10 protein-coding genes and 1 tRNA gene are annotated in these 14,340 nt (G+C 67.2%); 8 read left to right on the plus strand and 3 right to left on the minus strand.

Annotation, left to right across the window (positions count from 1 at the left end; translation table 11 throughout):
* The first annotated feature begins 38 nt into the window (after positions 1 to 38).
* Together DVR07_RS04320 and DVR07_RS04325 are read left to right on the plus strand one after the other, a co-directional pair.
* Positions 39 to 1,322, plus strand: coding sequence for an OFA family MFS transporter (locus DVR07_RS04320; protein ID WP_115795534.1), 1,284 nt, complete (start codon positions 39 to 41; stop codon positions 1,320 to 1,322).
* Between the two features lie 386 nt (positions 1,323 to 1,708).
* Positions 1,709 to 1,939 (plus strand): hypothetical protein, encoded by a 231-nt coding sequence (locus DVR07_RS04325; protein WP_115795535.1) that lies wholly within the window; start codon positions 1,709 to 1,711, stop codon positions 1,937 to 1,939.
* A gap of 133 nt (positions 1,940 to 2,072) precedes the next feature.
* Here DVR07_RS04325 and DVR07_RS21975 read toward each other — a convergent pair whose 3' ends face one another.
* The 3 genes from DVR07_RS21975 to DVR07_RS04335 all read right to left on the minus strand — a co-directional run bounded on the left by DVR07_RS21975 (position 2,073) and on the right by DVR07_RS04335 (position 4,721).
* Positions 2,073 to 2,222 carry a hypothetical protein gene (locus DVR07_RS21975; RefSeq protein WP_165881726.1) on the minus strand — a complete coding sequence of 50 codons (150 nt, stop codon included), beginning with the start codon at positions 2,220 to 2,222 and terminating at the stop codon, positions 2,073 to 2,075.
* Entirely contained in the window at positions 2,222 to 2,527 is a 306-nt protein-coding gene (locus DVR07_RS04330) for a DUF7344 domain-containing protein (RefSeq protein WP_162829422.1), read from the minus strand. Before DVR07_RS04330 ends, DVR07_RS21975 begins: the two co-directional genes overlap by 1 nt.
* Before the next feature lie 697 nt (positions 2,528 to 3,224).
* Positions 3,225 to 4,721 (minus strand): MATE family efflux transporter, encoded by a 1,497-nt coding sequence (locus DVR07_RS04335; RefSeq protein WP_115795537.1) that lies wholly within the window; start codon positions 4,719 to 4,721, stop codon positions 3,225 to 3,227.
* 559 nt (positions 4,722 to 5,280) lie between these two features.
* On the opposite strand from DVR07_RS04335, the gene DVR07_RS04340 reads away from it, so the two are divergent.
* The 6 genes from DVR07_RS04340 to DVR07_RS04365 all read left to right on the plus strand — a co-directional run bounded on the left by DVR07_RS04340 (position 5,281) and on the right by DVR07_RS04365 (position 14,323).
* On the plus strand, positions 5,281 to 6,939 hold the full coding sequence (locus DVR07_RS04340) for a type II/IV secretion system ATPase subunit (protein WP_193570012.1): 1,659 nt from the start codon (positions 5,281 to 5,283) through the stop codon (positions 6,937 to 6,939).
* A complete protein-coding gene (locus tag DVR07_RS04345; protein WP_115795538.1) occupies positions 6,939 to 9,083 on the plus strand; it encodes a type II secretion system F family protein in 2,145 nt (714 codons plus the stop codon). Before DVR07_RS04340 ends, DVR07_RS04345 begins: the two co-directional genes overlap by 1 nt.
* A 405-nt stretch (positions 9,084 to 9,488) precedes the next feature.
* Complete coding sequence (locus tag DVR07_RS04350; protein ID WP_115795539.1) at positions 9,489 to 10,187, plus strand: class I SAM-dependent methyltransferase; 699 nt, start codon at positions 9,489 to 9,491, stop codon at positions 10,185 to 10,187.
* Between the two features lie 158 nt (positions 10,188 to 10,345).
* Positions 10,346 to 10,416, plus strand: a tRNA-Gly gene (locus tag DVR07_RS04355).
* 200 nt (positions 10,417 to 10,616) lie between these two features.
* The gene (locus DVR07_RS04360) at positions 10,617 to 11,165 is read left to right on the plus strand and encodes an iron transporter (RefSeq protein ID WP_115795540.1); all 549 of its coding nucleotides are present in this window, start codon (positions 10,617 to 10,619) and stop codon (positions 11,163 to 11,165) included.
* A 128-nt stretch (positions 11,166 to 11,293) separates the two neighbouring features.
* Complete coding sequence (locus DVR07_RS04365; protein ID WP_115795541.1) at positions 11,294 to 14,323, plus strand: PAS domain S-box protein; 3,030 nt, start codon at positions 11,294 to 11,296, stop codon at positions 14,321 to 14,323.
* Positions 14,324 to 14,340: the final 17 nt, after the last annotated feature.

Genomic DNA, 14,340 nt, shown 5'->3' on the forward strand with positions numbered 1-14,340 from the left:
GCACAACGCTGATTGGAGCGGGCCATCACCTCCAATCAATGACAGCGTCGTCGCAGTCCGACATCGACTACGCCGCCCGTGCGCGGGACGTGCTGGGGTTCTCGCGGTGGTGGCAGGTCGCGGCCGCCGCGGTGATGATGGGACTCATCAGCCCGTACCAGTACGTCTGGTCGTCCATCGAGTCGCCCATCGCCCGGTCGCTCGAACTCGACCCGACCGCGCTCGGGTTCGTGTTCACGCTGTTCGTCATCTTCCAGGCGGGGTCGCAGTTCCCGGTCGGGTGGTACCGCGACCGCCACGGGCCGCGGGGGCTGACCCTGCTGGCGGGCGTGCTGGCGGGGGGCGGCTACCTCGGACTCGCCTACGCGACCGAGCTCTGGCAGCTCTACGCCCTCTACTCGATCGGCGCGGTCGGCGTCGGCATCGTCTACACCGTCGCTGTCAACACCGCGCTCAAGTGGTTTCCCGACCGCCGAGGGCTGACCACCGGGCTCGGGACCATGGCGTTCGCCGGCGGTAGCGCGCTGTTCGTCCCGTACGTCCGGGCGAACGCGAGCGTCGGCGGCTACCCCGACGTCCTCCGAAACATGGGGCTGCTCATCGGGGTCGGGGTCCTCGTCGGCGCGCTGGTGCTTCGGGACCCGCCGACCGGGTGGGCCGAAGCGCTTGACGGTCGGGCCGACGAGGAGGTCGCAGAAGCCGACGCGGCGACGGATGACAGTGACGCCACCGCCGAGGGACAGTACACCTCCCGCGAGATGCTCCGGACGTGGCAGTTCTGGCTGATGTACGCCATGTTCGTCTGCGTCTCCGGGGCGGGGCTCATGCTGACCGCGAAGGTGGTGTCGTTCGCCCAGAACGTCGGGCTGACCGCGCTGACCGCCACCGCCGGCGCGACGGTGCTCCCGATCGCGGGCGGGGTCGGCCGACTCGTCGTCGGCGACCTCTCCGACCGGGTGGACCGCGAGCGGGCGATGGCCGTCTCGTTCACCCTCTGCGGCCTCGGCCTGTTCGCGGTGGTCTGGTCGGGCGTGGTCAACACCTCGCTGGGTTTCCTGGCGGCCGTGGTGCTGGCCACGTTCTTCTGGAGCCCCCAGTACACCCTCTTCCCGAGCGTGGTCGGGGACTACTACGGCCAGCGCCACTCCTCGGCCAACTACGCGCTGCTGTACTCCGGCAAGATGTGGGGCGGCGTCTTCGGCGGCGGGGTCGCGGGCTGGCTCGTGACCCGGACGAGCTGGCCGACCGCCTTCGCCCTCGGCGGCGGGCTCGCGGTACTCGCGGGTCTCGCGGCGCTGGTCCTCCGGGAGCCGGCCGCGTAGCGACGTCTCCTCCTCCGTTGTTTCTCGGATCGACCGACTCCGGACCGACCGCTTCTGCGTTGTCGTCCGGCCTGGACGCTCCGTTCGACTACCGCCTTCGATTTTCGCTCGGCCGCCTTCGCCTCGACACTCCATCCGGTGGTAACTCCGGCCGACCTCGAATGAAGTCGCTCGCCGACCACGAGACGATAACCAGGAGAAATTTTCGACGGCGACTGAGACCCGACGAGAGACTACTTTCAGGCCGTTTTCGACTGGAAACAGTTTCGTAGCGTATCCATAAGTTATGGATATTCAATCGAATACATAAGATTCGCATATCAGAAACTGCTCGCTCAACTACGGGAAAGAATTATATACCTACCCCGCATATTCTGTAATGGATTATGACTGGGTACTACGACCTCATCCTCGGACTGATTCCGCTCTCGCTCATCGGTGTGACCGCCGCGCTCAGCGTCGTCGGCTTCTCGATCACCGCCGCCGTGCCGCTGGCTGCGAGCATCCCCGTGGCGCTCATCGGCCACGCTCTCTTCGTCAACAGTCCCGTCGACGATACCCAGTCTCCGACGGCGACTGCCGACTCCTCGTCCGCGACCTTCGAACCTGCCGATTAATCGGCGTCTCTTCCGCCTCTTGGACCTCTTTTCTTCCGGTTCGTTTTCGTCACCGTCGCTCGATTCTCTGTAGAATCCCGGATCGAGAGGCTCACCACTACCGTTGCGGAATCGGTGAGTGGACACTGCACACCTATCGTTCTTCGATGGTGAGCAGTTGCATGGCCTCTCGAATGTGGAAGTGTTTCTCGGCGGTTTCGTCGGCGGACAGCGCCGCCCGCAGGTGATGATGTACCCGTTTCCGGTGCTGCGTGGTGCGCGAACCTTGTTGCTCGTACGTCACTAGAGTTCGCCCTCTGATGAATCGTCGCGGTGGTCGTCCATCAGTCGGAGGAGTGGCGCTATCTCGTCGAACTTCGGCCCACGTCGTATCGTCCGTGCCTCCGCGTCCCACTTGATAAAGCCTTGCTCGGCCAATTTGGGCAAGTGAACGTGTTGTAGCTCCGCTTTCAATCGGTCGCGGTCGGCATCATCTGCCTCGGCTGGCGCGATATTGTCGGGTACGAACTCGTCCTCGGTGCGTGGGTTGTGGTCGGAGATCGCCACCAGGATGCGACGGCGCTGAACGTCACTCAGCGTGTCGAACATGGCGTCGAGTGACGCAGAATTAGTTGGGCGTGTCATGGTCGTGATTCGCGTGAGACGAACGTACTCCATCTCTCGGTCACATGGTTCGGCGACGCGAGAAGGCACGACTGCGAACCGTAACAAACCACGACATTTTCACGCTAACTGTTCTATTAAGGAACCGGGTGAATCGGCTCGCCCGCCCGAGTCACTCCGATGCCATTTCGATGACTGTCGGCTCTCTCGAAGGGGTTCGTTTCCGAGCGCACCGCCTTGCCCCATCGCCTTCTCCTCGATCGATAGGGCCCCAAACTCCCGTAGCGTGCTACTTAAACCCCATACCCGACAATGCCCGTCCAGGTGATGCGGTAGCAGGTCGACCCCTTCAGGAACTCATCGACGATGCCGAACTCAAGCCGAGTTAGCGCCAGCGGAGGCTGACACGCTTCGCCAGCATGTCAAGCAGGCCGGCCCGATCAGCAGGCCGTTGACGTCTGGGCAGAACTAGATAACGACTCCTACCTCCTCAAGGAAGACCAGTGAGCCGAATATCAGAATCCTACCGCCTCAATGTCCGTGAGCCGGGTTCTCCCCCATCTACCGATTGCTGAGTTCACGCTCTGAACCGACCACTGGGGTGCTGCGAGTGACGTGTTGGGGGTGCTTACTGATCGGACGCCTCTTGGTGACCCGATCGGTACAGCACGGGGCCCCCGGGTCAGTCAGTTGCTTTCGTGTCTACGCCGTGAGTCGTTTCCTCCATCGAATCGTCTCCGAGGACATCCTGCTGCCACCGGCCACGGAAGAAGAAGACCGCCCCTGTGATGGCTGCGGTGACGTTGGAGAGCGCGATGGCGTACCACGCACCGGTCGCACCGAGACTGAACACGAGTACGAGCAAGACGGCAGTAAGGGCACGGACTCCCCACAGCGTCGTTACTCCGATACCCATCGCAATCCGGGACGACCCGGACCCGTAGAAGGCCCCGTTCATCATGTGGTACGAGACCATGATGGCCCACGTCGGTGCGACGATACGGAGGAAGGTTGCACCGTGGCTGATTATCGGGTCGACCTCCGGGCCAGCGATAAACATCCCGATGATAGACCGGGCGAACCAGACAGTGACGACGCTGGCGACGAGGGAGGCCGTTGCGAGAATTACAATAGCGACGTACACCGTGCGGCGTGCTCGCTCCCGGTGACCGCTACCGAGATTCTGTCCCACGATTGTCTCGACAGACATTCCCATCGCCACAGTGGGAAGCCAAACGAGCGAGACGAATCGGTTGCCGATACCGTATGCGGCGACGGCGTCAGTACCGACGGTGGCGATCAGCGCCGTCACGACGATGGCCGCGACGGATTGGGTACTCTGGTCGATGGCTCCGGGGCCCCCGATTCGGACGATCTTTGCGACGGTCTCTGATTCCAACAAGAGGTCTCGCCGTCCGAGTTGCAGGCCGACGCGTCCACCGAACAGCAGCCATAGGCCGACGACTGCTGCTACGGCCCGCGAAAGGACCGTCGCCACCGCCGCACCCGTCACCCCGAATCCGGTGAAGCCAGTGGCGGTGAACAGCGACTGCTGGAGACCGCCGAGGCCCACCCAACTAAACAGCGGATTTCCGGTGAATCCGAGGACGAAAAACGGATCGAGGACGATGTTGAGGCCGACGCTGAGTGCCATCAGGTACATCGGCGTCTTTGTATCGCCCCAGCCACGAAGCAGCGCCATGAAGACGTAAAACCCGAAGGTAAAGGGCATCCCAAGGACGATAACTCGTGTATACGTGACGGCAAGATTATGAACCGTCGTCTCCGCGGGAGCACCGATCGCCTGGAGTAAATGCGGAGCGAACACCGCCCCGAGCGCCGCCATGCCGACCGAGAGCGAGCCGACGAACGCTATCGTCTGACCGGCGACGTGACCGAGTCGGTCGTCGTTGCCCGCACCGACATTCTGCGAGATGAGGATCGTTCCGGCATTGGTCATTCCCGCACCGATGCTTATCAGCAGGAAGATGAGTGGCCAGGAAAAGGAGAGCGCACTCACTGCATCGGCACCAAGTTGACCGACCCAGAACGTATCGGTGAGGTTGTACGCCACTTGAAGCAACTGCGTCGCAGTGAGAGGCCCGGCAAGCGCGAGTAGTGGCCGAACAATCGAACCCTGGGTGAATCGATCCGCCCGGTCAGCGGAGGCGTCCGTCACTCTCCACCCCCGACGGCGATTCGGAGGTTACCCCGAACGAATAATCGGGCTATTCGACTGTGCGCGGCTCGCTCTCGAATCGAGAGCCGCGGTCTGGTTGACTGACTGCGTTGCGATCTGTTCATCGAGATTCTTGTGTGTCTCGTCGGACGGCGTGGTCGTCGAACGATTCGCTATCGGTGTGCGAAAACGCAGGGCGCCAAAGTGAGCGCCGCCAGGGAAGCGCCAGCGGCGAGGGTCGGTTCAGGAAGGCCGTCGCTTTCGGTCACGGCGACCGACCGTGGGCCCGCGTGCATGGGGCCCGGCTACAGGGCGGCGCTCATGAGAGTTACCTGAGTCGACGGCAGTATCAGATAAATAAGTTCTGTCAACCGGGTAGTACGGAATCTGTATTCACCGGCTTCTCCGAGACACTCCCCGAAAACGGTGGCCCCACTACCGACGGGGAGTTCGTCAATCATTTCGAGCCTCCGCGTCGTCCGACCGGTGATTTAAGTACCACCGCTGTGATGTGAGGCGTGACTGTCGCGGGCGGCCGGACCGCCCGACGCGACCCACCATGTCCGAGTCACCCCTGTCCGAGTGGACCGACGACGTCCGAATCCGCGTCCGGGAGTTCGAGCGCACGCTCCGGCGGACCGCGGAGGTGCTCCGGGGGTCGTCGATCTCGACCGACGAGTACGACCCCGCCGAGCACGGACCGCTGGTCACGTTCTCCGGCCTCGACGGCTACGAGGAGGTCGACCGCTACTGGGTCGACGCGCCGTTCGCCTTCGTCTCCATCAACTACGACGACGCCGAGAACGAGCACCGGTACCACGTCGTCGAGCCCGAACTCGACGACCTCGAGACAGACCTGCTCGACCGGTTGCTCACCGACATCCGGAACTCGCTCATCCACCGGCGCGACGCCCGCGCGAACACCGACGACGACGCCACTGCCGAGGCCGTGCTGAAAGAGGAACTGCGAGAGCTCCTCTCGACGTACGGCGTGGAGGTCGACGCGGCGTCGTTCTACCGGCTGTTCTACTACCTCTTCCGGACGTTCCGCGGGTTCGGCCGGCTCGACCCGCTGCTGGCCGACCCCCACATCGAGGACGTCTCCTGCGACGGCTACGACGTCCCGCTGTTCGTCTACCACGACGAGTACACCGACATCGAGACCAACGTCGTCTACGACGAGACCGAACTCGACAACCTCGTGGTCCGGCTCGCCCAGCAGTCGGGCCGCCACGTCAGCATCGGCGACCCCGTCGTCGAGACCACCCTGCCGGACGGCTCCCGGGCCGAACTCGCGCTGGGCGAGGAGGTCACCCCGAGGGGGTCGGCGTTCACCATCCGGAAGTACGCCGACGAGCCGTTCACGCCCGTGGACCTCGTCGAGTACGGCACCTTCAGTCTCGACCAGATGGCCTACCTCTGGCTGGCCATCGAGAACAACAAGTCGCTCATCTTCGCTGGCGGGACCGCCTCCGGCAAGACCACCTCGATGAACGCCATCTCGATGTTCATCCCGCCGCGCTCGAAGGTGCTGACCATCGAGGACACCCGCGAACTCGCGCTCTACCACGACAACTGGCTCTCGTCGGTCACCCGCGAGCGCCGGGGCGAGGGCGCCGACATCACGATGTACGACCTGCTGCGGTCGGCGCTGCGACACCGCCCGGAGTACATCGTGGTCGGCGAGGTCCGGGGCGAGGAGGCGATGACCCTGTTCCAGGCGATGAACACGGGCCACACCACCTACTCGACGATGCACGCCGACTCGGTCCAGACCGTCATCAACCGCCTGGAGAACGACCCCATCAACGTCCCGCGGGCGATGATACAGAGCCTCGACGTCCTCTCGGTCCAGACCCTGACGTACGTCGGCGACGAGCGCGTCCGCCGGAACCGCGTCGTCGCCGAAATCGAGGGCATCGACCAGCGGACCGGCGACCTCGACTACTCGACCGCGTTCTCGTGGCGCCCGGACGAGGACACCTTCCGACAGAGCGACAGCAGCGTCCTCGACGAGATACAGGACGAGCGGGGCTGGTCGCGGGGCGAGCTCCTCCGGGAGCTCCGGGACCGCGCCCGCGTTCTCCAGTACCTCCGCGAGCGCGGCGTCTCGGACTACCGGCGGTTCACCGCGATGGTAAACGAGTACTACGCCCAGCCGGACCGCGTGCTGGCCACCTTGGACCTCGACGAAGAGGTCTCGACCGGCTTCGAGTGATGTTGGAGTTCCTCCCTCTCGCGCTGGTGGCGGGCCTCGTCGCGCCGTTCGCAGTCGTTCCGCTCTCCCGGCGGGTCGACCGGGCGGTCGCCCACCTCGCGCTGACGGCGTTCGGCGGCTGGGTCGGGGGTCGCGGTCGCCATCGGGCCCGGCGTCGTCGACTGCTCCAGGCGGTCCACGTCGGCGAGACCTACCGGACCTACGCCGCGAAGACCTGGCTGTACGCCGGGGTCGCGGGGGTTGCCGGCAGCGTCCTCGGCGTCTACCTGGCCGCGGGCGCGCTGGCCGTCCTCCGGATCTCCCCCGAGGCGATGCGGGCGGCGCTACCGACCCGGCTCGACTTCCTGGCGAGCCTCCTGGTCCTCCCGGACCTGTCGCTCGGGCAGTTGTTCGCGCTCCTGTTGACCAGCAGCGCGACCCTCGGCGTGGCGGCCGGCGGCCTCACCTACTGGCTCCGGTGGGAGACGCTCTCGTACCGGGCCAACGCCCGCGAGCGCAAGATCGACGAGAGCCTGCCCCGGACCGTGGCGTTCGTCTACGCCCTCTCGCGGAGCGGGATGGCGTTCCCCGAGATCCTGCGGACGCTCGCCCGCAACCGGGCGGTGTACGGCGAGGCCGCCGAGGAGTTCGGCGTCGCGGTCAAAGCGATGGACTACGCCGGGCTGGACGTGCTGACGGCCATCGAGCGCACCGCCGAGCGGACCCCCAGCGAGAAGTTCGGCGAGTTCGCCGACAACCTCGCCAGCGTCCTCCAGAGCGGCCAGAGCATCTCGGGCTACCTCGACGACCAGTACCGGCGCTACCAGGAGGACGCCGAGGCCCAGCAGGAGTCGTTCCTCGAACTCCTCGCCACGCTCGCTGAGGCGTACGTCTCGGTGTTCGTGGTCGCGCCGCTGCTGTTCATCACCATCCTCGTCATCATGGGACTGATGGCACTGGGCGACACCCTGCCGCTGCTCCAGTTCCTGACGTACGCCGCGATTCCGCTGGCGAACGTCGGGTTCGTGGTCTACCTCGACAGCATCACCGAGTCGCTCCGGGCGACCCGCGAGGCCCGCGACGTCGACCTCGCGTCCGCGGCGCTCGCCGGCGTCCGGCGCACGGACGACGACACCGCCGAGCGGACGGGTGTCCAGAAACCGGACGTCGACGGCGAGGCCGTCGTCGCGACCGAAGCGGTGCGCAGCGACGGCGGCCAGGTCGCAGACGAGGCCGTGCTGAACTTCGAGCGCCTGCGGGCCTTCGAGGACGTGCGCTGGATCCGCGAGGCGCTTGCCGACCCGGTGGCGACGGTCCGGGACGACCCGACGGTCGTGCTGTACGCGGCGGTCCCGCTCGGCCTGCTCTCGGTCCTGGTCCGGGCGTGGCCTCACCTCGTCGCCGGGACGTTCTCGCTCCGCGTCGCCGACGACTTCGTGGTCCAGGCCGCGCTGGTCGTCGTCGGCGCGTTCGCCGTCGTACAGGAGCTCCACCGCCGGCGCATCGCGGCCATCGAGGCCGCCGTGCCCGACTTCCTCGACCGCCTCGCCAGCGTCAACGAGGCGGGGATGTCGGTGGTCGAGAGCCTCGGCCGGATCGCCCGGAGCGACCTCGGCGCGCTCGACGAGGAGGTCGACCGGCTCTGGACCGACATCGAGTGGGGCGTCGACGCCGAGGCCGCGCTCTACCGGTTCGAAGACCGCCTCGACACCCCGACCATCACCCGGGTCGTCTCGCTCATCGCCAACGCGATGGCCGCCAGCGGCGACGTCGCGCGGGTGCTCCGCATCGCGGCCGACGACGCCCAGGCGTCCCGGCGGCTCAAGCGCCAGCGCCGCCAGGAGATGGTGACCTACGTGGTCATCATCTACCTCTCGTTCGCGGTGTTTCTGGTCATCGTGGCCGCGCTCGACGCCATCCTGATTCCGAACCTGCCGACCGACGCGGCCACGTCGACCGGCAGCGCCGTCGGGGGCGGGCCGCTCGCGAACATCTCCAGCGTCGACACCGACGCCTACACCCTGCTGTTCTTCCACGCCGCGCTGGTCCAGTCGGTGTGCTCGGGGCTGGTCGCCGGTCAGATGGGCGAGGGGAGCGTCCGGAACGGCGCCAAGCACGCGGCGGTCATGCTCGCCATCGCGTACGGCGTGTTCCTGGTGCTCTGAGCGAACGCATCCACGTCCGACGGACGAGGCCCGTTATTTACCGGTCGGCGCGCGCTGGCGCGACCTCCGTGTCGCGCCATCGTCGTGCGAGGGATGAGGACCGCAGCGGAGTCTCGCTGAGCGTAGCGAAGCGAGGCTCGGAAGACGAGCAGAGCGAGTCTTCCGGTGCGAGGACCGCAAGAGGCTGGGGAGGTGTGAGGCTGTCGCGGTCCCGGTGCGGTTGCGGGACATATGTGACGGCAGTAGCTAGCTACCCGCTCATTGTCGAGTTTTTGAAACTACTTGTTCAACTGACATTCCGAATAGCAGTGACCAACCGTGAACCGACTATAGCACAGTGAAGACGTACAGAGAGTAGCTCGTCGGCATCGGTGCCGTTTTCACGCCCTGTCACCACGGAGCCACATGGACGAGGCGGACTGCGACTTCGGCGGCTCTCCTACTGACGCCGACCGACGCGCCGAGGTCCGGGCGACCTACGACTACATCGCGGACCACTTCGCAGAGACCCGCGAGTACGCCTGGCCGGAGGTCGAGGAGTTCGTCGCGGCGCTTGACGACCCCGAGACCGCGCTGGACCTCGGCTGCGGCAACGGGCGTCACGCGGAACTCCTCGCCGAGCGCGCCGACCGCGTGGTCGGCGCGGACGTCAGCCGGGGGTTGCTCGACGCGGCTCGCAAGCGGGCCACCGACCGAGCGTTCGACGTTGACCTCGTCCAGGCCGACGCCGCCCGCCTCCCGATCCGGGACGCGAGTATCGACGCGGCGGTGTACGTCGCGACGCTCCACCACCTGCCGACCCGCGCCGCCCGGGTCGACAGTCTGGACGAGCTCGCGCGCGTCCTCGCGTCGGGCGGGCGCGCGCTCGTGAGCGCGTGGAGCACGGCCCACGACCGGTTCGACCGACCGGCGAGCGAGGCCGAGACTGGGTTCGACACCGCCGTCGACTGGACCCTGCCCGGCGGTGAGACGGTCGAGCGGTTCTACCACATCTACGCGCCCGCCGAGTTCCGGGACGACGTGGCCGAGAGCGCCCTGGAGCTGGTCGATTTCGAGCTCTCGAGCGGGAACTGCTACGGCGTCGCTCGCGCGCCGAAACAGTAAGGCCCTTATTGCCGGGTGGCGAATTTCGGGATGCCACGACGCGTGCCGGCAGTCAGACGGACCACAGCCGTCGACACTCGGCACGTGTGAGCGCCGGTGGTGAGCAAATCCGGAGGATTTGCGAGCCTCGGCGCACAAGTGAGCGAAGCGAACGCAGTGCGCCGGTGGTCTAGTGGTATGACTATGGCCTTCCAAGCCATCGACCCGGGTTCAAGTCCCGGCCGGCGCATTTTCTGTCGAGCGAAGCGAGACGAAAACCGCCAGCGGGGGTTGAACTACGCGAGGCGAGCGGAGCGAGTCTCGCCATCGAGTTCAAGTCCCGGCCGGCGCACTCTTCGGGAAACCACGTCGACCACCAGTTCGTCCGCTCGGGACCTCGTTCACCGCCACAACCCTTAATCTCGCGCCTGTCGTTCTTCTCCCGTCCGCATGCCCGACAATCCAGCCAAGCAGACGAGCGAGGAGGTAGACCAGAAGCAGCTCGATCTCGCCCAGCAGGCGGGCGACGCCTACCAGGAGGCGCTCGACTACATGGCCAACGAGGTCGCTCACACCGGCGGAAAGCAGGAGGCGGGCGAGTACGTCGTCGGGTTCGCCCAGGAGGAGGCCGAGGGGATGTACGTCCTCCAGAAGGAGGGACAGTTCGAGTGGGTGGAACCCGACGACGAGAACTGCCACCTCGAAGTGGCGGTCTGCGACGCCGAGGACGGCCGACTCGTCCCGGAGTGCACCGTCCTCGCCTCGCTGATCGACGAGGGCGGCGAGCGGGTCGGCCCGACCCGACTCCCGCTGCTCTGGCACCCGGGGCTGTACCACTACGGCAAGAACCTCGCGGTGCCCGGCGAGGGGGCCTACGACGTCGAGGTGCACGTCGAACCGCCGGAGTTCAAGCGCCACGACGAGCAGAACGGCGACCGGTACGGCGAGCCGGTCACCGTCACGTTCGAGGACGTCGACATCGAGACGGGCCAGGACTGACTCCCGTCCGGCCGAGGGGCTTTTTTGGAATCGGCTCGTTGGATTTCCGTCAGAGTCGGACCCGTGGACGTACCCGAGCTTCCAGTGAAACAAACCGGCAATCGACCAGCGGGAGTGTCTACCCAGCGATGAACGGCCCGTATCGGTACGGGAAGGCGCCTCTCTCCCTCGCCCGAGTCCCGTTCGCGGCCGCCACCGGGTCGACCGGCGACGCCGTCGCCGACGGCGGCGTCGAGGGCGAGCACTTCCGGGCGCTCGCGGAGGAACTTGCGGACGCCGTCCTGGTCGTCGACACCGACAGCGTCGTTCACTACGCCAACCCGGCGGTCGAGGACCTGTTCGGTTACGCGCCCGAGGAACTCGTCGGCGAGCAGTTGACGGAACTTATGCCGCCGGACCTGGCCGAGCGCCACCGCGAGGGGATACGGCGCTACCTGCGGGAGGACGAGCGCCACGTCGACTGGCGCTACGTCGAACTCACGGGTGAGCGCCGGGACGGCACCGAGATACCGCTCGGGGTCTCGTTCAGCGAGTTCGCCGCCGACGGCGAGCGGCGGTTCACCGGCGTCGTCCGGGACGTCACCGAGCGCAAGCGCCGGGAGTCGGAGCTCCGGGACCGAGTGGCCCAGCAGGAGGCGCTCGCGACGTTCTCCCAGCGGGCGCTCGGCGACGAGTCGCTGGCCGACCTCACGGACGCGGCGGTCGAACTGGTGGCCGACGCGCTCGGCAACGACTACTGCAAGGTGCTCGAGCTCCGACCCGAGCGCGACGACCTGCTGCTCCGGGCGGGCGTCGGCTGGCGCGAGGGGCTGGTCGGGTCGGCGACCGTCGGCACCGAGCGCGACTCGCAGGCGGGCTACACCCTGCTGTCGGCCGAACCGGTCGTGGTCGAGGACCTCGAGACCGAGGACCGGTTCACCGGGCCCGAGCTGCTCACGTCCCACGACGTGCGCAGCGGCATCTCGACGATCATCGGGTCCGCCGACGACCCGTGGGGTATCCTGGGCACTCACGACACGGCGACGAGATCCTACGCCGACCACGAGGTGCAGTTCGTCCAGAGCATGGCGCACATCCTCGCGGCCGTCGTCCAGCGCCGCGAGCGCGAGCGTCGGCTCGAACGCTCCGAGGCGATGCTCGACGCGGTCAGCGACGGGGTGTACGCGCTCGACGCCGACTCCCGGTTCGTCGCCGTCAACGACGCCTACGTCGAGCTCACGGGGTACGACCGCGAGCAGTTGCTGGGGGCGCCCGCATCGATGGTCGTCGGCGACGACCGGATCGAGGAGAGCCGGCGGATACAGGCCACCCTCGAGAAAGAGGGCGGCGTGGCGACGATGGAGGGGGAGCTACCGACCGCAGACGGCGGTTCGGTCCCCGTCGAGGCCCGCATCGCGCCGCTGGACCTCGGCGGCGAACTGGGCCGGGTCGGGGTCGTCCGGGACGTCTCCGACCGGAAGCGCCGCGAGGAGACGCTCACCGCGCTCAACGAGATGCTGGAGTCGCTGGCCGAGGCCGAGAGCCGGACCGATATCTGCGACCTCGGCGTCGACGCGGCGGTCGATGTGCTGGGGTTTCCGAACGCCGCTGTGGCGCTGTACGACGGCGAGGGCGGCAGCCTGGCCTCGACGGTGCGGCGGTGGCGCGGCAATATCGACGACGAACTCTTCGGGGGTCGGGGCGACGACGTCGCCTGGCGCGCGTTCGTCGAGAACGAGCCGAAGCGATTGGACGACCTCCCCGCTGCGGTGGACGCCGACACCGAGATGGGGAGCGCGCTGGTCGTCCCGCTCGGCAAGCACGGGGTGTTCCTCGCCGCGTCGCCCGACCGGGCGGCGTTCGACGCGACCGACCGGTCGCTGGCCGACGTGCTGTGCTCGAACGTCCGGTCGGCGCTCGACCGGGCCGACCGGGAGGCCACGCTCCGGGAGCAGCGCAACGACCTCCAGGCCAAGAACCGCGAGCTCGAGCGGGTCAACCGACTCAACAGCGTCATCCGGGAGATAACCAAGGCGCTGACCCAGGCGTCCGACCGGGAGGACGTGATGCAGGCGGTGTGCGAACGGCTGACCGACGCCGGCCCCTACCGGTTCGCGTGGTTCGGCACGCACGACCGCGTCACCGACGCGGTCGCGCCCGGGGCGCGGGCGGGCGTCGAGGACGGCTACCTCGACGCCGTCACCGTGAACGCTGACGATTCGGACCCGCACGGTCGCGGTCCCGCGGGCCGGGCGGTCCGCACGAAGGAGCCCCAGGTCCAGAACGACCTGCTCGGCGACCCGCCGTTCGAGCCGTGGCGCGAGGAGGCGCTCAAGCGGGGCTACCGAGCGAGCGCGTCCGTGCCGGTCGTCTACGCCGGGACGCTCCGGGGCGTCCTCAACCTCTACGCCGGCGAGACCGACGTGTTCGACGACCGCGAGCGGACCGTGCTGTCGGAACTGGGCGAGACCATCGGCTACGCGCTCAACGCCCTGGAACAGAAGCAGGCGCTGGTCAGCGAGCGGTCGGTCGAGCTCGACTTCCGGATCCGGGGCACGAAGAACCCCGTCCTGGCCTTCGTGGCCGAGACCGGCGCGGAGTTCGAGTTCCAGGACGCCGTCCAGCGGAGCGACGGCCGCCTGCACGTCTTCTACGCCATCCGGGGTGCCCCGGCGGACCGGGCGCTCGACTTCGCCGCGGACGTCCCGTGGGTCGAGGACGTCCGCCTCGTGACCGAGCGCGACGGCGAGCTCCTTCTGGAGGCCGTGCTGACCGACGAGTCGTTCCTCCGGTCGCTGGTCGACCGCGGCGGGATGCCCCGGTCCATTTCGGCGACCCCCGACGAGGGCCGGTTCGTGATACGGGTTCCACAGAGCGCGAACGTCCGGACGTTCGTGGACCTCTTCGAGGGGTACTACGGCGAGGCCCAGCTGGTCGCCCGGCGGGAGCTCGACGAACCGGTGATGACCCGGCAGGACTTCGAGTCCGAACTCGCCGACCGGCTCACCGAGCGCCAGGCGGAGGTGCTCCGGACGGCCTACTTCGGCGGCTTCTTCGAGTGGCCCCGCGAGAGCACCGCCCAGGAGGTCGCCGACTCGCTCGACGTGTCACAGCCGACCGTCAGCCGCCACATCCGGGGCGCCGAACGAACCCTGTTCGGCCTGCTGTTCGACGAGTAACGTCTCCGGTCATCCGG

Source organism: Halorussus rarus (assembly GCF_003369835.1).
In the GTDB taxonomy this organism is placed as follows: Archaea; Halobacteriota; Halobacteria; order Halobacteriales; family Haladaptataceae; genus Halorussus; species Halorussus rarus.